This is a genomic window from Cupriavidus sp. 21MJTG02-4, from assembly GCF_057798975.1.
This window is the reverse complement of record NZ_JBYOJP010000001.1, coordinates 278,689-300,907: the sequence shown is the minus strand read 5'-3', so window position 1 is coordinate 300,907 and position 22,219 is coordinate 278,689. Positions and strand designations below refer to the sequence as shown.

Annotated in this window: 20 protein-coding genes; 10 read left to right on the top strand and 10 right to left on the bottom strand. The window is 67.1% G+C overall.

Translation table 11 applies throughout. The features are described from left to right. Positions 1-177 precede the first annotated feature (177 nt). Complete coding sequence (locus tag AC3FKH_RS01450) at positions 178-993, top strand: ABC transporter ATP-binding protein (protein WP_483732231.1); 816 nt, start codon at positions 178-180, stop codon at positions 991-993. Between the two features lie 89 nt (positions 994-1,082). Beyond that, positions 1,083-2,333: a phenylacetate--CoA ligase family protein gene (locus tag AC3FKH_RS01445; RefSeq protein ID WP_488672314.1), complete on the top strand. Its 1,251-nt coding sequence runs from the start codon at positions 1,083-1,085 to the stop codon at positions 2,331-2,333. A gap of 138 nt (positions 2,334-2,471) precedes the next feature. Here the strand turns inward: AC3FKH_RS01445 and AC3FKH_RS01440 are convergent, their stop codons facing one another. Together AC3FKH_RS01440 and AC3FKH_RS01435 are read right to left on the bottom strand one after the other, a co-directional pair. Continuing rightward, positions 2,472-2,840, bottom strand: coding sequence for a YbaN family protein (locus AC3FKH_RS01440; RefSeq protein ID WP_488672312.1), 369 nt, complete (start codon positions 2,838-2,840; stop codon positions 2,472-2,474). 102 nt (positions 2,841-2,942) lie between these two features. Continuing rightward, positions 2,943-3,920, bottom strand: a complete 978-nt coding sequence (locus tag AC3FKH_RS01435; protein ID WP_488672310.1) for an NAD(P)H-dependent flavin oxidoreductase — start codon at positions 3,918-3,920, stop codon at positions 2,943-2,945. 225 nt (positions 3,921-4,145) lie between these two features. Between AC3FKH_RS01435 and AC3FKH_RS01430 the strand changes: the two genes are divergently transcribed. Then, positions 4,146-5,144, top strand: coding sequence for a Bug family tripartite tricarboxylate transporter substrate binding protein (locus AC3FKH_RS01430; RefSeq protein WP_488672308.1), 999 nt, complete (start codon positions 4,146-4,148; stop codon positions 5,142-5,144). 705 nt (positions 5,145-5,849) lie between these two features. On the opposite strand, the gene AC3FKH_RS01425 is transcribed toward AC3FKH_RS01430, so the two are convergent. From AC3FKH_RS01425 to AC3FKH_RS01415, 3 genes are all read right to left on the bottom strand, one after another. Continuing rightward, a complete protein-coding gene (locus AC3FKH_RS01425) occupies positions 5,850-7,175 on the bottom strand; it encodes a sigma-54-dependent transcriptional regulator (RefSeq protein ID WP_488672307.1) in 1,326 nt (441 codons plus the stop codon). Between the two features lie 8 nt (positions 7,176-7,183). Continuing rightward, positions 7,184-9,163 (bottom strand): sensor histidine kinase, encoded by a 1,980-nt coding sequence (locus tag AC3FKH_RS01420; protein WP_488672305.1) that lies wholly within the window; start codon positions 9,161-9,163, stop codon positions 7,184-7,186. A gap of 100 nt (positions 9,164-9,263) precedes the next feature. Continuing rightward, positions 9,264-10,559 carry a dicarboxylate/amino acid:cation symporter gene (locus AC3FKH_RS01415; protein WP_488672303.1) on the bottom strand — a complete coding sequence of 432 codons (1,296 nt, stop codon included), beginning with the start codon at positions 10,557-10,559 and terminating at the stop codon, positions 9,264-9,266. Positions 10,560-10,965: 406 nt separating this feature from the next. Between AC3FKH_RS01415 and AC3FKH_RS01410 the strand changes: the two genes are divergently transcribed. The 5 genes from AC3FKH_RS01410 (at position 10,966) to AC3FKH_RS01390 (ending at position 15,120) form a co-directional block, all read left to right on the top strand. Beyond that, positions 10,966-11,286, top strand: a complete 321-nt coding sequence (locus tag AC3FKH_RS01410; RefSeq protein ID WP_488672301.1) for a (2Fe-2S) ferredoxin domain-containing protein — start codon at positions 10,966-10,968, stop codon at positions 11,284-11,286. A 141-nt stretch (positions 11,287-11,427) separates the two neighbouring features. Next, positions 11,428-12,069: an alpha/beta hydrolase gene (locus AC3FKH_RS01405; protein ID WP_488672300.1), complete on the top strand. Its 642-nt coding sequence runs from the start codon at positions 11,428-11,430 to the stop codon at positions 12,067-12,069. An 82-nt stretch (positions 12,070-12,151) separates the two neighbouring features. After that, the gene (locus AC3FKH_RS01400; protein ID WP_488672298.1) at positions 12,152-13,351 is read left to right on the top strand and encodes a D-alanyl-D-alanine carboxypeptidase family protein; all 1,200 of its coding nucleotides are present in this window, start codon (positions 12,152-12,154) and stop codon (positions 13,349-13,351) included. Positions 13,352-13,402: 51 nt separating this feature from the next. After that, on the top strand, positions 13,403-13,708 hold the full coding sequence (locus tag AC3FKH_RS01395) for a YbeD family protein (protein WP_483731073.1): 306 nt from the start codon (positions 13,403-13,405) through the stop codon (positions 13,706-13,708). A 215-nt stretch (positions 13,709-13,923) separates the two neighbouring features. Continuing rightward, positions 13,924-15,120 carry a class I SAM-dependent rRNA methyltransferase gene (locus AC3FKH_RS01390; protein ID WP_488672296.1) on the top strand — a complete coding sequence of 399 codons (1,197 nt, stop codon included), beginning with the start codon at positions 13,924-13,926 and terminating at the stop codon, positions 15,118-15,120. 21 nt (positions 15,121-15,141) lie between these two features. Here AC3FKH_RS01390 and AC3FKH_RS01385 read toward each other — a convergent pair whose 3' ends face one another. From AC3FKH_RS01385 to AC3FKH_RS01375, 3 genes are all read right to left on the bottom strand, one after another. Continuing rightward, a complete protein-coding gene (locus AC3FKH_RS01385) occupies positions 15,142-17,259 on the bottom strand; it encodes an ATP-dependent helicase (protein WP_488672294.1) in 2,118 nt (705 codons plus the stop codon). Positions 17,260-17,431: 172 nt separating this feature from the next. Beyond that, positions 17,432-17,968: a TlpA disulfide reductase family protein gene (locus tag AC3FKH_RS01380; RefSeq protein WP_488672293.1), complete on the bottom strand. Its 537-nt coding sequence runs from the start codon at positions 17,966-17,968 to the stop codon at positions 17,432-17,434. Positions 17,969-18,085: 117 nt separating this feature from the next. Next, positions 18,086-18,580 (bottom strand): SoxW family protein, encoded by a 495-nt coding sequence (locus AC3FKH_RS01375; RefSeq protein WP_488672291.1) that lies wholly within the window; start codon positions 18,578-18,580, stop codon positions 18,086-18,088. Between the two features lie 129 nt (positions 18,581-18,709). On the opposite strand from AC3FKH_RS01375, the gene AC3FKH_RS01370 reads away from it, so the two are divergent. Then, complete coding sequence (locus AC3FKH_RS01370; protein ID WP_488672289.1) at positions 18,710-19,306, top strand: hypothetical protein; 597 nt, start codon at positions 18,710-18,712, stop codon at positions 19,304-19,306. A 46-nt stretch (positions 19,307-19,352) separates the two neighbouring features. Further along, positions 19,353-19,997: a LysE family transporter gene (locus AC3FKH_RS01365; protein WP_488672288.1), complete on the top strand. Its 645-nt coding sequence runs from the start codon at positions 19,353-19,355 to the stop codon at positions 19,995-19,997. Positions 19,998-20,264: 267 nt separating this feature from the next. On the opposite strand, the gene AC3FKH_RS01360 is transcribed toward AC3FKH_RS01365, so the two are convergent. Both AC3FKH_RS01360 and AC3FKH_RS01355 read right to left on the bottom strand, forming a co-directional pair. Next, entirely contained in the window at positions 20,265-21,806 is a 1,542-nt protein-coding gene (locus AC3FKH_RS01360; RefSeq protein WP_488672286.1) for a YifB family Mg chelatase-like AAA ATPase, read from the bottom strand. 116 nt (positions 21,807-21,922) lie between these two features. Next, a complete protein-coding gene (locus AC3FKH_RS01355; RefSeq protein ID WP_483710282.1) occupies positions 21,923-22,201 on the bottom strand; it encodes an accessory factor UbiK family protein in 279 nt (92 codons plus the stop codon). Positions 22,202-22,219 lie beyond the last annotated feature (18 nt).

Sequence of the window (22,219 nt, the reverse complement as noted above, 5' to 3'; positions counted from 1 at the left end):
TTGTTTTTTCTCATTTTTGTTTTTGCTCCCCCCCCCTCGCTCGGGGGGGGGGGGGGGGGGGGGCCCCCCCCGGCGGTGGCTTTGCATTGCCGCCCGATCGAGCGCCCGCCCTCACCCCCAACCCCTCTCCCGCATGCGGGAGAGGGGAGCAGGCCCCAGATAATTGAGAGCCGTACCATGACCCTTCTCTGCGTCAACAACATCGAAGTCATCTACGATCACGTGATCCTGGTGCTCAAGGGCGTGTCGCTCGAAGTGCCGGAGGGCAAGATCGTGGCCCTGCTGGGGGCCAACGGCGCGGGCAAGACCACGACGCTCAAGGCCATCTCCAACCTGCTGCATGCGGAGCGCGGCGATGTCACCAAGGGCTCGGTCGAATACCGCGGCGACCGCGTCGACCAGCTCACGCCGAACGATCTCGTCCGGCGCGGCGTGATCCAGGTGATGGAGGGCCGGCACTGCTTCGCCCACCTCACCATCGAGGAAAACCTGCTGACCGGCGCCTACACGCGCGGCCTGTCGCGCGGCGAGACGCGCGACGAGCTGGAGAAGATCTACAACTATTTCCCACGCCTGAAGACGCGCCGCAAATCGCAGGCAGGCTACACGTCGGGCGGCGAGCAGCAGATGTGCGCGATCGGCCGGGCCATGATGGCCAAGCCCGCGATGATCCTGCTCGATGAACCGTCGATGGGCCTGGCGCCGCAGATCGTCGAGGAAATCTTCGAGATCGTGCGCGACCTGAACACGCGCGAGAAGGTCAGCTTCCTGCTGGCCGAGCAGAACACCATGGTGGCGCTACGCTATGCCGACTACGGCTACATCCTGGAGAACGGCCGCGTGGTGATGGACGGCGACGCCGAGTCGCTGCGCACCAACGAGGACGTCAAGGAGTTCTACCTTGGCGTGGCCGCCAATGATGCCGACGGCGCGGAGCGCAAGTCGTTCCGGGACGTGAAGAGCTACCGCAGACGCAAGCGCTGGCTGGCGTAACGCACGCCGATGGTTTTCCCTCTTCCCCACAGGGGGAGAGGGAAAGAAACACGCTGCCTATTCAACGACCTTATTCGTCGTATCCAACCATGCCCGAATACTTCGATTCGCTGGAAACGCGCGCGCCGGAAGTTCGCGAGCAGGCGCTCCTTGCCGCGCTCTCGCGCCAGGTCGCCCATGCCAAAGCGCACGCGCCTTACTTCACCGAAACGCTGCGCGATGTCGATCCGTCCGCGCTGACCTCGCGCGACGCACTGGCCGCGTTGCCGGTGACGCGCAAATCGGACTTGAGCGCACGGCAGAAGGCCATGCCACCGCTGGGCGGGCTCAATGCCACGCCAGTCGGCGGCCTGCGCCACATCTTCCAGTCACCGGGCCCGATCCACGAACCGGACGGCCACGGCGCTGACTGGTGGCGCATCGCGCGCGCCATGTTTGCAGCGGGATTCCGCTCGGGCGAGCTGGTCTACAACACCTTCTCCTACCACTTCACGCCCGCCGGCATGATGATGGAAACCGGCGCGCACAAGCTGGGCTGTTGCGTGTTCCCTGCTGGTGTCGGCCAAACCGAGTCGCAGGTCCAGGCGCTGGCCAGCTTGCAGCCTTCCGCCTACGCGGGCACGCCGTCGTTCCTGAAGCTGTTGCTCGAACGCGGCGAGGAAATGGGCGCGCCATGTCACAGCCTGTCCAAGGCGCTGGTCTCCGGCGAGGCGCTGCCGCCTTCGCTGCGCGGCTGGTTCCAGGAGCGCGGCATCCGCGTGCAGCAGATGTACGGCACGGCCGATGTCGGCCTGATCGCCTATGAGACCGAAGGCGGCGATGGCTGGGTGGTGGACGAAGGCGTGCTGGTCGAGATCGTCGAGCCGGGCGGCACGCGGCCGATGCCGGAGGGCGAAACCGGCGAGGTGGTGGTCACGGTGCTCGGCAATGGGGACTATCCGCTGATCCGCTTTGGCACCGGCGACCTGTCGGCCGTCGTCACGGATTCCTCGCGCCGTGCCAGTCCGTGCGGGCGCACCAATATCCGCCTCAAAGGCTGGCTTGGCCGCGCGGACCAGACCACCAAGGTCAAGGGCATGTTCGTGCATCCGGGGCAGGTGGCCGATGTACTGCGCCGCCATCCGGAGATACGCGCTGCGCGGCTGATCGTGACAGGCACCATGGGCGCCGACGTGATGACGCTGCATTGCGATGCCGCGCGCGATGACGAGGGCTTGCGCCTGGCCGTGGCGGAGTCGCTGCGTGAAGTGATGCGGCTGCGCGGCGAAGTGGCCTTCGTGCCGCCCGGGTCGTTGCCGCAGGACGGCAAGGTGATCGAGGACGCGCGTCGTTACGATTAACCAGTGCCATCCCACTGACCGCCGGTTTGCTGCCCTCTCCCGCTCGCGGGAAAGGGGCCGGGGATGAGGGCCGGCGCTCGCAATAGCAACACCCTGTGCGGCCCTACGCGCCCCGGCATGCAGCCGATTGAACGACCGTCAGCTATCGTGCCCGCCCGGCGGCCGGGTTGGCAAGCGCAGCATCCAGACACTCACCGCCGCCGCACACGCAATCAGCGCGGCCGACGCCATCGGCCGGGCGCGCATGAACCAGGCCGTGGCCCCCATCGACGACCACATCATCACCAGTGCCAGGCACTTGGCGCGCAACGGAATGCTGTGGTGGCGCTGCCAGTCGCGGACCAGCGGGCCGAAGCGCGGATGCGCCAGCAGCCAGCCGTGGAAGCGTTCGGAGCCGCGCGCGAAGCAAGCCGCCGCGAGCAGCACGAACGGCGTGGTCGGCAGCACCGGCAGGAAGATGCCGATGATGCCGAGCAGAAGACTGATCACCCCCAGTGTCACCCACATCGCGCGCAGCAGCCGATGCCGGCGGCTTAGTCCGGCCGTGGCAGCAGGTTTCGAAGTGTCGCGGTGCAGGGACGTCAAAGGAGGCAAGCGTGATTGGCGTGCTTAGCGCGCAATACCGAGACGCGCCTTGGCCGCGTCGTACTCCGCCTTCATGCGCGCGATGATCTCGCCGGCAGGCGGGATATCGTGGATCTGGCCCACGCCCTGGCCGGCGCCCCAGATATCCTTCCAGGCCTTGGCCTTGGAGCTGCCGCTGGAAAAATCCATCTTGCTCTTGTCGGCCACGGGCAGGTTCTCCGGGTCGAGGCCGGCCCCCACGATGCTCTCGCGGATGTAGTTGCCGTGCACGCCGGTGAACAGGTTGGTGTAGATGATGTCGGCGGCGGCCGAGCCGGTGATCGACTGCTTGTACGACTCGTTCGCATGCGCTTCCTGTGAGGCGATGAAGCGCGTGCCCACGTAGGCGAAGTCAGCGCCCATGGCCTGCGCGGCCAGAACGGCATCGCCGGTGGCGATCGAACCCGACAGCGCAATCGGGCCGTCGAAGATCTTGCGGACCTCGCCGACCAGCGCGAACGGCGACAGCATGCCGGCATGGCCGCCGGCGCCGGCGGCTACCAGAATTAGGCCGTCCACGCCGGCTTCCAGTGCCTTTTCGGCATGGCGCAGGCTGATGACGTCGTGCAGCACGATGCCGCCGTAGCTGTGCACCGCATCGATCATCTCCTTCATCGGCGCACGCAGCGAGGTGATGAAGATCGGCACCTTGTGGTCCACGCAGACCTTGATGTCGTGTTCGAGCCGTGCGTTCGATGCATGCACGATCTGGTTCACCGCGATCGGGCCTACCGGCTTGCCGGGATTGGCCGCCCGGAAACTGGCCAGCTCTTCCTGCATCTGCGTCAGCCATTCGTCGAGCAGTTCCGCCGGGCGGGCATTCAGCGCCGGGAACGAGCCGACGATGCCGGCCTTGCACTGCGCCAGCACCAGTTCCGGATAACTGACGATGAACATCGGCGAGGCAATGACGGGAAGAGCCAGGTTTTGCAGAACCTGAGGCAATTGTCGGGCGGCGGGCATGGAGTCTCCTGAACCACGTGAGGGCGCCGGGTGGCACCCTGAAATGAACGGTCGTTCGATTATAGGGAGTTTCGAATTGGGGAGGCTAGAAGCGTCAATCTACGCCAATTGGGGGAATCGTCGCTTCCGACGAAGCCTGCCGGATGAGTCGACCGCAAGAATCGCTTAGGACACGCAAGCGGCTGCCGCTTTGCACGGCGGCCCGACAACCTCATGGAGACCGTCATGCCCGCAACAAGCCGTCGTAGATTCGCCGTCCAATTGAGTGCCCTCTGCCTTGCCGGCATGCTCCCTTGCGTCGCCGGCGCGCAATCAGCAGGCAGCTATCCCGCGAGACCGGTGCGCCTGGTGGTGCCGTACCCGCCTGGCGGACCGACTGATACCGCGTCGCGCATCATTGGCCAGAAGCTGAGCGAGGCGCTGGGCCAGCCCGTGGTGATCGACAATCGTCCCGGGGCCTCGGGCACCATTGGTGCCGAATCGGTCGCGCGCAGCGCGCCGGACGGGTACACGCTGCTGGTCATGACCAACCCGACGCTGCTGGCGCCGCACCTGACGCACCGCAAGAGCTACGACCTGTTCAAGGATTTCACGCCGGTGGCGTCGGCCTATGACCTGCCCATCGTCATGGTGGTCAACCCGAAGGCCTTGCCGGAAGTGACCACGCTGCCGCAATACATCGCCTATGCCCAGGCGCACCCGGGCGCCAACAACTACACCAGCGCCAGCAATGGCAGCTTCGGCCATATCTCGACCGAACTGCTCAAGAGCCTGGGTCATTTCGATGCGCAGCACGTGCCCTACAAAGGCAGCGCGCCAGCCATGGCGGATGTGCTGGCCGGACAGGTGCCGATGATGTTCTCGGACATGATCGCGGCGTTGCCGCATATCAAGGCCGGCAAGCTGCGGCCGCTCGCGGTGGGTTCGGCGCGGCGCGTCAGCTTTGCGCCAGATGTGAAGACGATCGCGGAACAGGGCTTTCCGGGTTTCGATGCGACGTCGTGGGCGGGCATCGTGGCGCCGGCAGGCACGCCACCGGAGATCGTCGCGAAGCTCACTGGGAATCTGAAGCGCGTTCTGGCCGACCCCGTCGTGCAGGAGAAGCTGCAGGGCGCCGGAACATTGGCGGCCTACATGCCGCCCGAGCAGTTCGCAGCGCGCATGCGGGATGAGTATCGGAAGTGGGGGAAGGTGATCGAGGACAACGGCATTCGGGCGGATTGATTCCGGCGCCCGCCAGGCATGACAGGCGATTCATTGCCAATAGCCGCCCCAAAAAAGCTCTTCGCTGAATTGCGGGGGCGTCGTTCTTGGCGGGCTGAGCTGCGCGCACTCAGTGAAAACCAAGGGAAGGGAAGAGAAAAAACGGAAGCACCAGAATCCGCGCCGTCGATGTCGTCCCGCCTGCCGACTACTGAGCCGCGCAGCAGCCGTAGGCGATGATGCGATGTCGCTGGCAGTGTCGGGCCACGGACAGGTTCGGGGCTCGTTCAATCATTGTGTGAGAGCCTGCTTTCGGTTGCGCTCCACGCGGCAGGCAGCGGGGCAGACTCTGAAGCGAATACCCGTACGAAATTCTTTGCACGCTACGATCAATATTCGTCCGCTAGGACAAGTAAACGCGTTTTTTGGTTACTTTTTGTCGCTCGGACAAAAAGTGACTCGCCGGCTACGCCGGCGAAACAGCGGCGCTTACCAAGAGCTACGTCCCCGCAATTCAGCGAAGTGCCAAAAAAAACGCCCCGCACAAGCGGGGCACCAATTACCACGAAGACTGATAAAAGAAGCAAGCAGCCGGGGCACCTGCCAATGCCGCAACCGCACACGAAATATAGTCGTTGATTGTGACGTTCCCATGGCAGGGTAGTGAAAGCCCTGAGGCATGTTACGCAGCGCATTGCCCATGGTGCGCATGGCGAAATGAAGCCCCTATAACCCATAGCGCTTGATCTTGTCATACAAGGTCGCCTTCCCCACCTGCAGCAGGTCCGCGGCCTGGCTGACGGCACCGCCAGTGCGCGCCAGCGCATCGGCGATGACAGCGCGTTCGAAATGCTCCATGCGTTCGCGCAGCGGCGCGGTCTCGTCAGGCGCAGCAGCCGCCCCGCCAGCCTGGCCGCCTTCGGGCACGCCCAGTACCAGCCGGTCCGCCGCATTGCGCAGCTCGCGCACGTTGCCGGGCCACGGCCGCTGCGCCAGCGCCTGGCGTTGCGACTCGGACAGGATGGGGGCCGGCCGCTGGTACCGCACCGCCGAGATCAGCATGAAATGCTCGAACAGCGGCACGATGTCCTCGCGCCGCTCGCGCAGCGGCGGCAGCGCAATGGTGACGACGTTGAGGCGGTAGTAGAGATCCTGCCGGAACACGCCCTGCGCGACCAGCGCATCCATGTCGCCCTTGGCGGCCGCCACGATGCGCACGTCGATCTTCACCGATGCGTTGGATCCGAGCCGCTCCAGCATCCCTTCCTGCAAGACGCGCAGCAGCTTGACCTGCAGCGCCAGCGGCATGCTTTCGATCTCATCAAGGAACAGTGTGCCGCCGGAGGCGTGCTCGAGCTTGCCGATGCGCCGCTTGCCGGCGCCGGTGAACGCGCCGGCTTCGTGCCCGAACATCTCGCTTTCGAAAATCGACTCCGGCACCGCGCCGCAGTTGAGCGCGATGAACGGCCCGTCGGCGCGGTTTGACAGCGCATGCAGGCTGCGCGCCACCAGTTCCTTGCCCGTGCCGGTCTCGCCATTGATCATCACCGGCACGTCGGTGGCCGCGACGTTGGCCACCAGCCCGCGTACCTGATCGATCGCATGCGATCGGCCGATGATGCGCGTGCCGGCGGCCGAGCCAGCCAGTTCCCGCCGCAGGGCCTGGTTTTCCAGCTCAAGGCCGCGCCGTTCGATGGCGCGCCGCACCGTGTCGGTCAGGCGGTCGGCACCGAAGGGTTTTTCGATGAAGTCATAAGCGCCTTCACGCATCGCCTGCACGGCCATGGTGATGTCGCCATGCCCGGTCACCAGGATCACCGGAATGCCCGGCGCCGCGTTGCGGCAATGGTGCAGCAGGTCCAGCCCGCTGGCGCCGGGCAGGCGCACGTCGGTGACCAGCACGCCGGGGAAATCGGGACTCAGGTGGGGCAGGGCGGCCTCGGCCGAGGGCAGCGCCAGCACGGAGAAGCCGGCCAGCTCCAGGCTCTGTGCGGTGGCCTGGCGCACCAGTGGTTCATCTTCGACGAACAGGACGCGCAAACCGTCTTGCATCGGGAGCCTCAATGTGTCTGGCTGGCCGGCGCGCCGGCTTCTGCCGGTGCGCGCGTCAGCACGATGGTGAATACCGCGCCGCCGCCATCGGCATTGGCGGCGCTCAGCTGTCCGCCGAATTCGCGCACGATCGACGACGTGATGGCCAGGCCCAGGCCCAGCCCCTGGCCGGTTTCCTTGGTCGTGAAGAACGGCTCGAACAGGCGCGGCAGGTCTTCGGGCGGGATGCCGGTGCCATTGTCACGCACCTCGATCATCACGGCGCCGGCCTCGGCGCGCACGGACAGGTCGATGCGGCCCTGCGCGGGCGCGGCGCAGGCGATGGCGTCGAGCGCGTTGCCGATCAGGTTGAGCAGCACCTGCTCGAGCTTGAGTTCGTCGGCGCGCACGGCGATGCCGGGCAGCGCGTCCAGGCCATCCACATGCAACGTCACGGCGGACAACCGAGGTGCCAGCAAGGCGAGCACATGTTCAAGCGCGGCGCGCACCTGCACCGAGCGGCGCGGCGGCCGGGCCTTGCCGGCAAACAGCTTGAGCTGGCCGGTGATCTTGCCCATGCGTTCGGTCAGGTCGGCAATGGCCGACAGGTTGCCTTCGGCCGCGCCGAGCTGGCCGCGCTCCAGCAGCACGCGCGTGTTGTCCGAGAACGTGCGCAACGCGGCCAGCGGCTGGTTCAGCTCATGCGTGATGCCGGCCGCCATCTGCCCGAGCGCGGCCAGCTTGCTGGCCTGCACGAGTTCGTCCTGCGCCGCGCGCAGCTCGCTTTCGGCGCGGGTGCGTTCGGCGACTTCGTCCTCCAGCTTCTCGTTGATGGCCATCAGGTCGGCGGTGCGCGCTTCCACGCGCCGCTCCAGTTCGTCATAGGCAGCTTCGAGCAGGCGCCGGCTGTACTGCATGTCGCGCGCGCGCTGGCGGCGCTGGCGCCAGTTGACCAGCAGCAGGCAGATGCAGGCATAGGCCAGCGCCGCGGCCACGGTGGCGTTGCGCGCGTTGGCCAGCACGGGGTCGAGCGGCGCCATCACCTGCATGGTCCAGTTCGCCGGACCCACCTTGCGGCCGAGTTCGAGGTAGCGGTCGGCACGCTCGCTGCCGTCGGGATTGGTGCCGTTGGCCCGCACGCGCACCAGGCGCGCGCCCGGGTCCAGCGCGGTGGCGGCCAGCCACGCCGTTACCGGCGAAGTCAGCGGTTCCAGCGGCAGCGGTGTCACGTCGCGGTCGTGGTACTGGCGCGTCTTGCCGAGTTCGTCACGCAGTTCGGGCGGCAGCGGACCCAGCGTGCGGTACTGCCAGCCCGGTACGGAAGACAGGAAGATCACCCCGTGGGCGTCGCTGACCATGAGCGGCTCGGCGCTGCCGCCGCCGGCGCGCTGGAACCACTCCAGGTTGAGCTTGACCACGGTTACGCCGATCACCTTGCCGCCGGACTCCACCGGCTGGGCGATGTAGTAGCCAGGTTCGTCGCTGGTGATGCCGATAGCGTAGAAGCGTCCCATCTCGCCGCGTGCGGCAATCTGGAAATAGGGTCGGAAGCGGTAGTCGGTGCCGACGAAGCTGCCGGGTTCGCCGGCGTTGCTGGCGGCAAGCGCGATGCCGTTGGTGGCGATCACGTAGGTGGCCGACGCGTGCGAGCGCCGGTTGACCTCGGCCAGGTAGTGGTTGGCCGCGGCCACGCGGGCCGGGTCGCCGGGGGCCTGCAGCAGGCCGCGCACGAACGGGTGCAGCGATACCAGCGCGGGCAGGAATTCGTAGCGGTCGAGCGTGCTTTCGAGCGTGGCGGCGTAGCGGTCGGCGCGCGTGGCGGTGGATTCCTGCAAGGCCGCCAGGCCGCGCTGCACCGATACCAGCCAGGTCAGCGCGCACAGCAGCACCAGCCCGGCGCCCAGCGCCACGGCAAAGCCCCACCAGCGGCGGTTCTCGCTGCCGGGCTCGTGCGCCGCCTGGGCGGCGGCGGGGTCATGTACGGCGAGGAAGTCGTCGGAATGGGGCATCGGCGCGCGCGAAGGCTGTCGCGCCGATGATACTCGCTGCGGGGCGGCCGGCCCATCAGGCCCATCAGACCCATCCGGCCGGCCAGCCTCGCGCGCGGCGTCAGACGTTCTGGCCGGCGTCGGCGAGTTTTTCGTCATCGTCAGTGCTTTGCTGCAGCGCCTGGCGCAACTTGACGCGGTCAAGCTCGTGTTCCCAGGCCGAGACCACCACGGTGGCCACGCCGTTGCCGATGATGTTGGTCAGTGCGCGGCACTCGCTCATGAAGCGGTCGATGCCCAGGATCAGCACCATGCCGGCCACCGGAATGGTCGGCACCACCGCCAGCGTCGCGGCCAGCGTGATGAAGCCCGCGCCGGTCACGCCGCTGGCGCCCTTGGACGTGAGCATCGCCACGCCCAGGATGGTGAGCTGCTGCAACAGCGTCAGTTCGATGCCGGTTGCCTGCGCGATGAAGATCACCGCCATGGTCATGTAGATGTTGGTGCCGTCCAGGTTGAACGAGTAACCGGTCGGAACCACCAGGCCCACCACGGACTTGGAGCAGCCCAGCTTCTCCAGCTTTTCCATCAGGTGCGGCAGCGCGGCTTCGGACGAACTGGTACCGAGCACGATCAGCAGCTCTTCCTTGATGAACGAGATGAAGCGCAGGATGTTGAAGCCGGTCAGGCGCGCGATCGTGCCGAGCACGAACACCACGAAAACGATGGCCGTGAAGTAGAACGTGCCGATCAGCTTGAGCAGGGGCACCAGCGAGCCCAGGCCGTACTTGCCGATGGTGAAGGCCATCGCGCCGAACGCGCCGATCGGTGCCACCTTGGTGATGACGTGCACGATGTGGAAGAACACCTTCGACACCTGCTCGATCAGCTGCACGACGATGCGCGCACGCTCGCCGATGGCCGCCAGGGCCGCGCCGAAGAACAGCGAGACCAGCAGGATCTGCAGGATGTCGCCGTTGGCGAACGCGCTGAAGATCGTTTCCGGAATGATGTGCATCAGGAACTCGACCGTGCTCTGGCCGTGCGCCTTGGACACATACTGGGCGATCGACGCGGTGTCGAGCGTCGACGGGTCGATGTTGAAGCCCACGCCCGGCTTGAGCAGATGCGCGGCGCCCAGACCGATCAGCAGCGCGAAGGTCGAGACGATCTCGAAGTACAGCAGCGCCTTGCCGCCGACGCGGCCGACCTTCTTCATGTCGCTCATGCCGGCAATGCCGGTCACCACGGTACAGAAGATGATCGGGCCGATGATCATCTTGATCAGCTTGATGAAGCCATCGCCCAGCGGCTTCATGGCCACGCCTGTGTCGGGCCAGAAATGGCCCAGCAGGATGCCGACAAAGATGGCGAACAGCACCTGCACGTACAGGATCTTGTAGAAGGGTTTCCTCATGATGTCGTCCTCGGTTTTTTGACCATGCCCACCGGCGTGGCGGGCGCACGCCGTCACGGTTGCGGCGCGTCTCGGACTCTGGAATTGCAATCGATATGCCAGCCAGGGGAAACTTGCTAACCCTTTGATTTGGCACGGATCGTCCCGGCAGGGGCAGGGGCCGGCACTCCGGATTTCCGGAAATCCGGAATCGCTGGCTCCGGAGATCCGGACCGATGTGGGCGCCTGGAGTGCCCGATATGACACCTCGGCAAGCCGGCTGGCGCGCGGTGCCGGCGGGCGATGCCGATGGAGGGCTGGATTGGCTCGGTCCGGCCGCCGACACACCGTATAATTCCGAGCTTCCAACAATGCCGCCGGACGCGACTGAACCCGAGCCAGTGCGGCACCCCTCCCCCCAGCACGCATGAGCAGCTACTACCAGCACCACGTTTTTTTCTGCCTCAACCAGCGAGAGGACGGCGAGAACTGCTGCGCCCAGCACAACGCCAAGGCCATGCAGGAATACGCCAAGAAGCGTTGCAAGGAGCTGGGCATCGCCGGCGGGGAAGGCCGCGTGCGCATCAACAAGGCCGGCTGCCTGAACCGGTGTGAACTTGGACCGGTGCTGGTGGTCTACCCCGAGGCCGTCTGGTACACCTACGTCGACGAGCACGATATCGACGAGATCATCGACAGCCATCTGCTGCATGGCAAGCCGGTGGCGCGGCTGATGGTGGACCACTGACGGCGACGCACCGCCGGTGCGGCAGTGCCGGCGTCAAGGATGTCCCCGAGGTTTTCCGTTCCCGTAGCAGTGCCGCTCCAGCGCGAGCGTAGCGGCAGCGTTTCCCTTGCCCCCAGTTGCTTTGCATCGTCCATTGCCATCATGAACGCGCATACCCAGGTACTGACCATTGCCGGCCCGGCCGGCGCGATCGACCTCTCGGTCGACCTGCCGCAAGCGGCGCCGCGCGGCCTGGCGCTGGTGGCGCACCCGCACCCACTGTTCGGCGGCACCAAGGACAACAAGGTGGCGCAGACGCTGGCGCGCTGCTTCGTGCAGCTGGGCTACGCCACGGTGCGTCCGAACTTCCGCGGCGTCGGCAACAGCGCCGGCGTGCATGACAACGGCGTGGGCGAGCAGGACGACCTGCTGGCCGTGGTCGCGTGGATGCGCGAACAGACCGCGTGGTCGCCCGAAGCCGCCACGCTGCCGCTGGCCCTGGGCGGCTTCTCGTTCGGCAGCTTCGTGACCACGCACGTCGCGAAGCGCCTGGCCGATGCCGGCACGCCCGCGCAGCGCCTGGCGCTGGTCGGCACCGCCGCGAGCCGCTGGGAAGTGGCCGACGTGCCGGCCGATACGATCGTCATCCATGGCGAGCAGGACGACACCGTGCCGCTGCAAAGCGTGTTCGACTGGGCCCGCCCGCAGGAGCTGCCGGTCATTGTCATCCCCGGCGCCGATCATTTCTTTCATCGCAAGCTGCACCTGATCAAGCAGCTCGTCGTCAATGCGTGGGACCGGTGAGGCCAGTCGGCACGCCGTCCCGGGTGCCATGCCGGCGCCCGCAACCGTTCTTCGCGAAACTTATCTTGTCGGAAACTGAAACATGCTGAACAGAGCTACGCCGCGCCTTGCGTCCGTCTTTGCCCCCGCCGCACTCGTCGCGGCCGTCACGCTTGCCGCCGCGCCTGCCGCCGTGCTGGCACAGGGTGTGCCGATGCCGCAGGTGGCGGCCAAGTCCTGGATGCTGTACGACGTGACCAGCGGCCAGGCCCTGGCGTCGCAGAATGCCGACCTGCGCATCGAGCCCGCTTCGCTGACCAAGCTGATGACCGCCTACCTGGTGTTCGAGGCGCTCAAGGAAAAGCGCCTGACGCTGGACCAGACCATTACGCCGACCGAGATCGTGCGCAAGGTCAAAAGCGATGAATCGCGCATGTTCATTGAAGCCGGCAAGCCGGTCAGCGTGAACGACCTGCTGATGGGCCTGATCGTGCAGTCCGGCAACGACGCCTCGCTGGCGCTGGCCGAAGCCGTGGGCGGTTCGGAAGAAGGCTTCGTCGCGATGATGAACCGCGAAGCCCAGCGCATGGGCATGAAGGGCACGCACTTCACCAACACCGATGGCGTGCCCGATCCGAACCACTACACCACGGCGGTGGACCTGGCCACGCTGTCCACGCGCCTGATCAAGGACTTCCCCGAGTACTACGGAATGTACTCGCAGAAGGAGTTCACCTATAACAAGATCAGGCAGCCCAACCGCAACCGCCTGCTGTACATCGACCCGACCGTGGACGGCCTGAAGACCGGCCATACGAAGTCCGCCGGCTACTGCCTGATCTCGTCGGCCCAGCGCCCGCTGGCCAACGTGCCGAATGGCTCGCGCCGCCTGGTGTCGATCGTGATCGGCACGGCCACCGAGCAGATCCGCACGCAGGAAAGCCTGAAGATCCTGAACTACGGCTTCCAGTTCTTCGACACGCTGCGCCTGTACGACAGGGGCCAGGTGCTGGCCACGCCCGACATCTACAAGGGCAAGGCCGGCACGGTCAAGATCGGCGTGCAGAACGAGACCTTCGTTACCGTGCCCAAGGGCACGGGCGGTCGCCTGAAGCCGGTGCTCGAGCGCCAGGAGCTGATGATTGCCCCGATCGCGGCAGGCCAGCAGGTGGGCACGGTGAAGCTGATGGACGGCACCACCAAGGTGGCGGAGTTCCCCGTGGTGGCGCTGGAGGAAGTGCCCGAGGCCGGCTTCTTCGGCCGCCTGTGGGACACCATCCGCCTGTGGTTCAAGCGCAAGTGATGATGAAGCGGCCCGGCACGCCACGCGCGCCGGGTTGCTGGAGAAACTGAAATGGCAACCGACAGCAATGGCGGCGGCAAGCCGGGCGATATCCCGCCCGAGCAGTCGCTGATCGAGTACCCCAGTGATTTCCCCATCAAGGTGATGGGTGCGATGCAGGATGGCTTTGCCGAAGCCATCGTGACGCTGGTGCAGGAGTTCGACCCGGGCTTTCACGCCGGGAAGATGGAAATGCGTCCGTCGAGCAAGGGCAACTACCTGGGCCTGACGGTCACAGTGTGGGTGACCAGCCGCGAGCAGCTCGACGATCTCTACCGCGCGCTGACGGCGCATCCGATGGTGAAGGTGGTGCTGTAAGGCATCGCTTTGCCAGACCGCTTTCCGCATTGTTTTCTCCCCTCTCCCGCGCGCGGGAGAAGGGCCGGGGGAAAGGGCAGGCGCTGGCAATACAGACGCCCGTCACTTCGCTGACGTTCCTGCCCTCTCCTCCACCCCTCTCCCTTGCGGGAGACGGGGCCGCCTGTAGCGTGGGACACGCGCTCGGTGACGGCATGCTTCCTCCCCATACCAACATGAATACCATCACCCTCAAGCCCGGCAAGGAAAAATCCCTGCTGCGCCGCCATCCGTGGATCTACGCCACCGGCATCGCCACCACTGAAGGCCGCTGCGAGCCGGGCGCGACCGTCATCGTGCGCGCCGCCGATGGCCGTTTCCTCGCCAAGGCCGCCTACAGCCCCGAATCGCAGATCCGCGCGCGCGCGTGGACCTTCGACGAGAACGAGCCGGTCGACCACGCGCTGTTCAAGCGCCGCGTGGCCGCGGCGATCGCCTATCGCCGCCAGTGGGTGAAGGACAGCGATGCGGTGCGCCTGATCTTCGGCGAATCCGACCGCCTGCCGGGCCTGATCGTCGACTACTACGGCAACGGTGCGAATGGCCAGCTGGTTTGCCAGTTCAATTCCGCCGGTGTTGAACACTGGAAGACCGCCATCGTGCAGGCGCTGGTCAAGGAGACCGGCTGCCCGAACGTGTACGAGCGCTCCGACGCCGCCGTGCGCCAGCGCGAGGGACTGGAACTGGTGACCGGCGTGCTGGCCGGCGCCGAGCCCGATCCGGCCCTGTCGGTAACCGAGCATGGCGTGCGCTACTACGTTGACGTGCGCAACGGCCACAAGACCGGCTTCTATGTCGACCAGCGCGACAACCGCAAGCTGGTCGGCGACCTCGCCGCCGGGCGCGAGGTGCTGAACTGCTTCTGCTACACCGGTGGTTTTTCGCTGGCGGCGCTGCGCGGCGGCGCCACGTCGGTGACGTCGATCGATTCCTCGGGCGAGGCGCTGAAGATTGCCGCGGGCAACGTCGCGCTCAATGGCTTCGACGAGAACCGTGCGACCTGGCTCGATGCCGACGTGTTCAAGACGTTGCGCGAATTCCGCGCGGAAGGCCGCCAGTTCGACCTGATCGTCCTCGACCCGCCGAAGTTCGCGCCGTCGGCCCAGCACATCGACCGTGCCGCGCGCGCCTACAAGGAAATCAACCTCGTCGGCACGCAGCTGCTGCGTCCGGGCGGCCTGCTGTTCACGTACTCGTGCTCGGGGGCGATCAGCATGGAGCTGTTCCAGAAGATCGTGGCCGGCGCAGTCACGGATGCGCGTGCCGATGCGCGCATCCTGCGCCGGCTGTCGGCGGGCACGGATCATCCGATGCTGTCGGCGTTCCCGGAAGGGGAGTATCTGAAGGGGTTGTTGCTGGAGAAGGTGGCCTGACGCTGGCCGGGCCGGCCGCGTTCAGCGCCACATATTGCGCATCCTGCTGGCCAGATCCACCGGCGCCAGCGTTGCCTTCGACGTCGCTTCTCCCGGCATCGGCGGAGGCGGCCAGGACCGGCTGTAGAAATTCGGCATCACCCGGTTCGGCAGGAAGCGCGTGCGTGACGCATAGACATGGCGATCGCCGAACCCCGGCTGCTGGTGCACATAGAAGCGCTGCGGCACCACGACATCCAGATGGTCCTTGGCGCGCGTCATCGCCACGTACAGCAGCCGCCTTTCCTCTTCGATCTCTTCCGTAGTGCCCGTCGCGAGGTCCGACGGCATGCAGCCGTCCACGGCATTGAGCACGTACACCGCCTTCCACTCCTGGCCCTTGGCCGAGTGGATCGTCGACAGGATCAGGAAATCCTCGTCGCGCAGAGGCACGCCTGATTCATCGCTGGATGCACTGGGCGGATCAAGCGTCAGTTCTGTCAGGAAGCGCTCGCGCGACGCATAGGTTGCCGCAATGCGTTCGAGTTGCTGCAGGTCCGCCATGCGCGCGGCGGCATCGTCGTGGATGCGCTCCAGGTGCGGCTGGTACCAGGCGATGACCTGCTCGAACTCCGACGGCCACGGCGAGGCCGGTCCGAGCAGCGTGCGGGCCAGCGCCAGCAGGTCGGTCCAGGCTGGCGCGGCGGCGGGCGGCGCCTCGAAAGATTCGAGCGCGAACAGCGGCTCGGTGGCAACCGCCAGCGCGTCGAGCACGCGCGCAGCAGTCTTGGGCCCGATGCCGGGCAGCAGCTGCAGCGTGCGGAAACCCGCGATGCGGTCGAGCGGATTCTGCAGCCAGCGCACCACGGCCATCGCGTCCTTCACGTGCGTGGATTCGAGGAACTTGAGGCCGCCGAACTTCACGAACGGGATATTGCGCCGGGCCAGTTCGATTTCCAGCTGCGCGCTGTGGTCGGCCGCGCGGAACAGCACTGCCTGCGCCATCAGTGCCAGGCCTGCCTCGCGACGCTCCAGCACACGCTCGACCACGAAGCGGGCCTGGTCGGCTTCATCGTTGACCACGACCACGCCAGGCTTCTCGGCCGAGGTGCGCTCGGACCACAGGTCCTTGGTGTAGCGCTCGGACGCAAGCCCGATCACCGCGTTGGCGGCCTGCAGGATCGGCTGCGTCGAACGGTAGTTCTGCGACAGCGTGACCTGCCGCGCGGGCGGCGTGAAATGCGCGGGGAAATCGAGGATATTGCGCACGGTGGCGCCGCGGAATGCGTAGATGGACTGCGCGTCGTCGCCCACCACGGTAAGGCCGCGGCCATCGGGCCGCAGCGCCAGCAGGATCGACGCCTGCAGCGCGTTGGTGTCCTGGTATTCGTCGACCAGCACATGGTCGAAGCGCGCGCCCATGTCCTGTGCGATGGCGGGCTCGGTCAGCGCCTGCGCCCAGTACAGCAGCAGGTCGTCGTAGTCGAGCACCTGCTGCTTCTGCTTGGCTTCGACATAGCCCGCGAACAGCGCGCGCAGCGCATCGACCCACATGGTGTAGCGCGGGAACCAGCGCTTGAGCACGTCTTCAAGCGGCGCCTGCGTGTTGACCACGCGCGAATAGATCGACAGGCAGGTTTCCTTTTTCGGGAAGCGGCTGGCCTGCTCGGACAGGCCCAGGTCATGCCGCACCACGTGCATCAGGTCCGCCGCATCGCCACGGTCGCAGATGGTGAAGGCCGGCGATAAGCCCAGCGTTTCCGCGTATTCGCGCAGCAGCCGTGCGCCGATCGCGTGGAAGGTGCCCGACCACTGCAGCGCGGCGCGGCCAGCGCCGGTACTGATGCCGAGCGCCTGGTCGACGATGCGCTCGACGCGCCGGCCCATCTCCGCCGCCGCGCGGCGTGAAAACGTCAGGAGCAGGATGCGGCGTGGATCGGCACCCTTCAGCACCAGATGCGCGACACGATGGGCGAGCGTATTGGTCTTGCCCGAGCCCGCACCCGCGATGATCAGCAGCGGACCTTCGCTGTGGTGCTCGACTGCCGTGCGCTGTTCCGGATTGAGCCGCGCCAGGTAGGCGGGGACGTCAGCGTCCGGTGTGGCAGGTTCGGCAAGGGCGGAAGGCGATTCCGCGAGGGGGGCAAGATCCAGTGACACGGGCGGTTCGGGGTGTGGCCGCCGTCAGGGCGGGCAGGAAGACTGGCGCAAACTGTATATCCATACAGGCATCGGGCGCAAGCCAGTCGAGGCGGGCGCGGCACCAGCCCAACAAAAAAGGTGCCCGATGAGCACCTTTTATCCACGTTTTGCAGCCGTTGCCGGAAATTCGTCAGGCCGCCTTGGCCAGCGCGCCGTCGAGCAGCTTGTGCAGTGCGTCCCATTCGGGCTCGCCGACATAGCGCTTCAGGATGCGGCCGTCCTTGTCCACGACGAAGGTGGTGGGCGTGAGCTGCACATTGCCGAAGGCCTTGGACGCGGCGCCGTCCGAGTCCATCGCGACCTTGAACGGCAGGCCGCGCGTCTTGGCGTAGTTCATCACGTACATCGGGGGATCGTAGTTCATGGCCACGGCCACGAATTCCAGGCCCTTGCCCTTGTACTGCTCATAGGTGCGGACCATGTCCGGCATTTCCTTGACGCAGGTGGCGCAGCTCGTGGCCCAGAAGTTGATCAGGTAGACCTTGCCCTTGAGGTCACCCGTGCTGACTTTCTCGCCCGAGAGCAGCGTGAAGGTGGCGGCGGGCACCTGGCTCGACGGCGACAGCGCGCGGTAGCCGAACCAGCCGAGCGCGGCGAGAACGACGACGACCACGGCGATGGGCCAAAGCTTGCGGGGTCGGGAAGTGACGGAGGCGGCGTTTGTCATGGCAATGCGGTCCGGCATGGGCCGGCCCCGTTCAACTGGCAACAGGCCATTCTAAACCCGGGCGCGGCGCGGTGCTGCAATCCGTCGCGTGCGGCAATCCGCCGCAGTGGCGGGTGGTCAGCGTGCGGTGGCGACAACAGCACGCGCCTGGCCCAGCGCCTGTTCCAGGTAGGCACCGTAGAAATCGGGCTGGAGGCCGCGTAGCGGGGCGGCGGCCTGCCCTCCTTCACGATCGAGGAACAGTACGGTCGGCGCAACGCGCACCTGATGGGCCTTGGCCCACGCGCGCGCGGTGGTCATCGAGCCATCGGTGTCGCGCAACGGGGTGTCGGCGGTCATGTCGACTTCGCGCACGGCGATTTCGCCGGCTGCGGCCTGCGGGCCGAGATAGCTCTTCCGCACGGTGTCGCAGTAGCCGCAATCGGGCAGCGAGACCAGCACCACGAGCGGCTCGCCGCGCCGCGCCGCTTCGGCGGCGTGGGCGGCAAGGTCGGTCGCGCGCGGCAGATGAGGCGTGCCCGCGCTGGCGGGGCCGGCCAGCGCGGCAAGTCCGAGCAGCGCGGCGGCAGCAAGACGAACGGAGGGTCGACGGATCGGGATCAGCGGGGGCATGGTGTATAGCGCAGCAAGCACGGGCCGGCGGCTTCCCGGATAATACCGGTTTCCGCCCGGCGGCGAGGCGCCAGCGCGCCGCCGTCCCGGCCCCGACAATCCGCGCCGCAACGTAGCGGCCACGCCCCGATGCCCCCTCCTCAGGTCTGTCAGTGGTTCTCCCGGCTTCGCCCGGTGTTGCCGGCCATGCTTGCCGTGGCCTGGCTCGGCGCGTGTTCGCCGCGCTATGACTGGCGCACGATCCAGTCGGGCGAGGGCGGCTATGCCGCGCTCTATCCGGGCAAGCCCACCAGCGCCGCGCGCGACGTGGCCATTGCCGGGCACAAGCTGCCGATGACCATGGAGGCGGCGCGCGTCGACGAGATGCTGTTCGCCGTCGGCGTGGTCACGCTGCCGGCCGACGATGCCGCCCTGCGCCGCGAGGCGCTGGCTGCCATGCAATCCGGCCTGCTGGCCAATCTTGGCGTGCAGGCCGGCGAGCCCGTGCACACGCGTGCGGTGACGATCCAGTCCGCCGACCAGCCGGCGCGGCCGCTCGACGGCATCGAAGTCGAGGCAAGCGGCGTGTCGCCGCAGGACAAGTTGCCGCGCCGCCTGACCGCGCGGCTCGTGGCCGTGGGCCCGCGCGCTTACCAGGCGGTGGTGCTGGAGTCGGGCGAGGGCGCGGGCGACCAGCGCCACGCCGAGCAGGTGGAACAGTTCCTGGGCGGGTTCCATCCGTATTGATCCGCCCCCAAGTTTTGTCTCAAGGTTTGTCTCAAGGAGAGAAGTGATGCGTTGGGAAGTCTGGCTGGCCTATTTCGCCGCGTGCTGGGTCATTGCCGTGTCGCCCGGTTCGGGCGCGGTACTGTCGATGAGCCACGGCCTGTCATATGGTGTGCGCAGGACGTCGACCACCATCTTCGGCCTGCAGGCCGGGCTGGTCATCATCCTGCTGGTTGCCGGTGGCGGGCTGGGGGCGCTGCTGCTGGCGTCGGAGCATGCGTTTGCCGCGGTCAAGACCGTGGGCGCCATGTACCTGATCTACCTGGGCCTGCAGCAATGGCGCGCACGGGTTGAAGAAGGCCCGGCAGCGAATGGCGGCGAGGCCGTGCGCGTCACGCCAATGAGCCCGCGCCGGCGCTTCGCCACCGGCCTGCTGACCAACGTGACCAACCCGAAGGGGATCATCTTCATGGTCGCGGTGCTGCCGCAGTTCATCGATCCCGCGCGTCCGCTCGGGCCGCAGCTGGCCATCCTCGCGGCGACGATGTGCGCCGTCGATCTGGTCGTCATGCATGGCTATGCGCTGCTGGCCTCGCGCATGCAGGGCCTGTTCCGTAATGCGCGCGCCGTGCGCTGGCAGAACCGCTTCTTCGGCAGCGTGCTGATGGCCGTGGGCGCGGCGCTGTTCTTCGTGCGGCGCCAGCACGCCTGAGGGCGGCTTGCCGGTCGCTGCTGGCGATAAGCGGTCCGGTTTGCTTCAATGAGGGGAGACCTTCGTCGCGGAGATCCCCTGATGCCGACTTTCCTTTCGCCCGCCGGTACGACCGCGCGCCCGGCGCATACCGTCCCGCCCCTCGACGATCCCACGCCCCCGGGGGTCCCGCCCGACCTGCCCCTGCCGCCGGAAGACGATCCGGTCCCGCCACCCGTGGAACCGCCTGTAGGCGTACCGCCGCGACGCTGAATCCATCGTGCGGTATCAACCCGGTGTGCGCAATGCACGCCGATACTGGATCGCCTCGCCGATGTGCGCCGTGGTCAGGTTCCCCGCGCCCTCGAGGTCGGCGATCGTGCGCGCTACCTTGAGCACCCGGAAGTACGATCGTGCCGACCACGCCAGCCGTGCCATGGCGCCGCGCAGCAAGGCCTGGGCGGTCGGCTCGAGCGGGCAGTGGTGCTCGATCTCGCGTCCGGCCAGGTCGCTGTTGGGCTTGCCCTGCCGCGCCAGCTGGCGCTCGCGCGCGGCCAGCACGCGTGCGCGCACGACTTCGCTGGGCTCTCCGGCGGGGCCGTCCAGCATCTCGCCCTGATCCTGCGCCGGCACCTCGATCTGCAGGTCGATCCGGTCGAGCAGCGGCCCTGAAATCTTCGACTGGTAGCGCCGGACCTGATCGGGCGTGCAGCGGCATGCGCGCTCCGGATGGCCAAGGTAGCCGCAAGGGCAGGGGTTCATGGCGGCCACGAACTGGAAGCAGGCCGGAAAGTCGGCATGGCCCGCGGCGCGGGCGATGGTGATGCGGCCCGATTCCAGCGGCTCGCGCAGCACCTCCAGCACCTTGCGGTCGAACTCGGGGAGTTCGTCCAGGAACAAGACGCCATGGTGCGCGAGCGAGATCTCGCCCGGGCGTGGATTGCCGCCCCCACCGACCATGGCCGGCCCGGACGCGGTGTGATGGGGCGACCGGCACGGCCGCACGCCCCATCGCGAGGGCTTGAAGCCGCCCGGCGTCAGGCTTAGCACGGCGGCCGATTCCAGGGCCTCGTCGAGCGACATCGGCGGCAGCAGTCCGGGCAGGCGCTGGGCCAGCATCGACTTGCCCGTGCCGGGCGGCCCCACCAGCAGGGCGGAATGCTGGCCAGCGGCGGCCACTTCCAGCGCCCGCCGCGCCTGCGCCTGGCCGCGCACGTCGCGCAAGTCCGGCCCAGGCTCCGGCACCAGCGCGAGCGCGGCCGGGACCGCGCGGGCAATGCGCTGGTCGAGCGGCGGCGCGAAGTGGCTACAGACCTCTCGCAGCGTGGCGGCGCCGTGGACGGCCAGGTCTTCGATGAGTGCCGCCTCGGCACCGTTGCCCGCTGCCACCAGGAACGCGCGCGGGGTGTCGCCGCAGGCCTGCCGCACGGCGTTCTCGCGCGCCAGGCGCATGGCCATCGCCAGCGCGCCGCGCACCGGCCGCAGGTCGCCCGACAGCGACAGCTCGGCGGCGAACTCGTATTGGTCCAGCTCCGTTGACGGTATCTGCCCGCTGGCCGCCAGGATGCCCAGCGCAATGGCCAGGTCGAAGCGGCCCGATTCCTTCGGCAGGTCCGCCGGCGCCAGGTTGACGGTGATCCGGCGGTTCGGGAACTCGAAGCCGCTGTTCAGGATGGCGGCGCGCACGCGCTCGCGGCTTTCGCGCACGCCGGTGTCGGCCAGGCCGACGATGGTGAAGACTGGCAGGCCATTGGCCAAGTGGGCTTCGACACGCACGGGCGGCGCCTCGATGCCGGTGAGCGCGCGGCTGTGCAGGACGGCAAGGCTCATATGTCTCGAACGTCGTTGTGACGCGGTTGTGATGGAAGCTTGTTGGAAACGTTAACGAAAAAGGCCGCCGTGAAACGGCGGCCTTTCGGCAACGGGTCGGGCCAGCGGCCTGGGCGTCATGCGCCCCCGGTGCTGTCCACGGCACCAGGGCCGGGCGGAATGCCGGCACGACGCTCCAGCTCGGCCACGCGTTCTTCCAGTTCCTCCAGGCGCGCGCGCGTGCGGGCCAGCACCTGCGACTGCACATCGAATTCCTCGCGCGTGACCAGGTCAAGCTTGGCGAAGCCCTGGGTCATCATGCTGCGCACATTCTTTTCAATGTCCCTTGCCGGCGAGTTGCGCAGTGCCTCGTTGACCTTGTTCTGCAGGTCGTTGAAGAGATCGGTGGGTTTCATGGTTTCTCCTTCGCGCAC

Bases quoted from the DNA above. Each gene is read 5' to 3' on its own strand.
- AC3FKH_RS01450 (WP_483732231.1), top strand. From the start codon at position 178: ATGACCCTTCTCTGCGTCAACAACATCGAAGTCATCTACGATCACGTG.
- AC3FKH_RS01445 (WP_488672314.1), top strand. From the start codon at position 1,083: ATGCCCGAATACTTCGATTCGCTGGAAACGCGCGCGCCGGAAGTTCGC.
- AC3FKH_RS01440 (WP_488672312.1), bottom strand. From the start codon at position 2,840: ATGTGGGTGACACTGGGGGTGATCAGTCTTCTGCTCGGCATCATCGGC.
- AC3FKH_RS01435 (WP_488672310.1), bottom strand. From the start codon at position 3,920: ATGCCCGCCGCCCGACAATTGCCTCAGGTTCTGCAAAACCTGGCTCTT.
- AC3FKH_RS01430 (WP_488672308.1), top strand. From the start codon at position 4,146: ATGCCCGCAACAAGCCGTCGTAGATTCGCCGTCCAATTGAGTGCCCTC.
- AC3FKH_RS01425 (WP_488672307.1), bottom strand. From the start codon at position 7,175: ATGCAAGACGGTTTGCGCGTCCTGTTCGTCGAAGATGAACCACTGGTG.
- AC3FKH_RS01420 (WP_488672305.1), bottom strand. From the start codon at position 9,163: ATGCCCCATTCCGACGACTTCCTCGCCGTACATGACCCCGCCGCCGCC.
- AC3FKH_RS01415 (WP_488672303.1), bottom strand. From the start codon at position 10,559: ATGAGGAAACCCTTCTACAAGATCCTGTACGTGCAGGTGCTGTTCGCC.
- AC3FKH_RS01410 (WP_488672301.1), top strand. From the start codon at position 10,966: ATGAGCAGCTACTACCAGCACCACGTTTTTTTCTGCCTCAACCAGCGA.
- AC3FKH_RS01405 (WP_488672300.1), top strand. From the start codon at position 11,428: ATGAACGCGCATACCCAGGTACTGACCATTGCCGGCCCGGCCGGCGCG.
- AC3FKH_RS01400 (WP_488672298.1), top strand. From the start codon at position 12,152: ATGCTGAACAGAGCTACGCCGCGCCTTGCGTCCGTCTTTGCCCCCGCC.
- AC3FKH_RS01395 (WP_483731073.1), top strand. From the start codon at position 13,403: ATGGCAACCGACAGCAATGGCGGCGGCAAGCCGGGCGATATCCCGCCC.
- AC3FKH_RS01390 (WP_488672296.1), top strand. From the start codon at position 13,924: ATGAATACCATCACCCTCAAGCCCGGCAAGGAAAAATCCCTGCTGCGC.
- AC3FKH_RS01380 (WP_488672293.1), bottom strand. From the start codon at position 17,968: ATGACAAACGCCGCCTCCGTCACTTCCCGACCCCGCAAGCTTTGGCCC.
- AC3FKH_RS01375 (WP_488672291.1), bottom strand. From the start codon at position 18,580: ATGCCCCCGCTGATCCCGATCCGTCGACCCTCCGTTCGTCTTGCTGCC.
- AC3FKH_RS01370 (WP_488672289.1), top strand. From the start codon at position 18,710: ATGCCCCCTCCTCAGGTCTGTCAGTGGTTCTCCCGGCTTCGCCCGGTG.
- AC3FKH_RS01365 (WP_488672288.1), top strand. From the start codon at position 19,353: ATGCGTTGGGAAGTCTGGCTGGCCTATTTCGCCGCGTGCTGGGTCATT.
- AC3FKH_RS01360 (WP_488672286.1), bottom strand. From the start codon at position 21,806: ATGAGCCTTGCCGTCCTGCACAGCCGCGCGCTCACCGGCATCGAGGCG.
- AC3FKH_RS01355 (WP_483710282.1), bottom strand. From the start codon at position 22,201: ATGAAACCCACCGATCTCTTCAACGACCTGCAGAACAAGGTCAACGAG.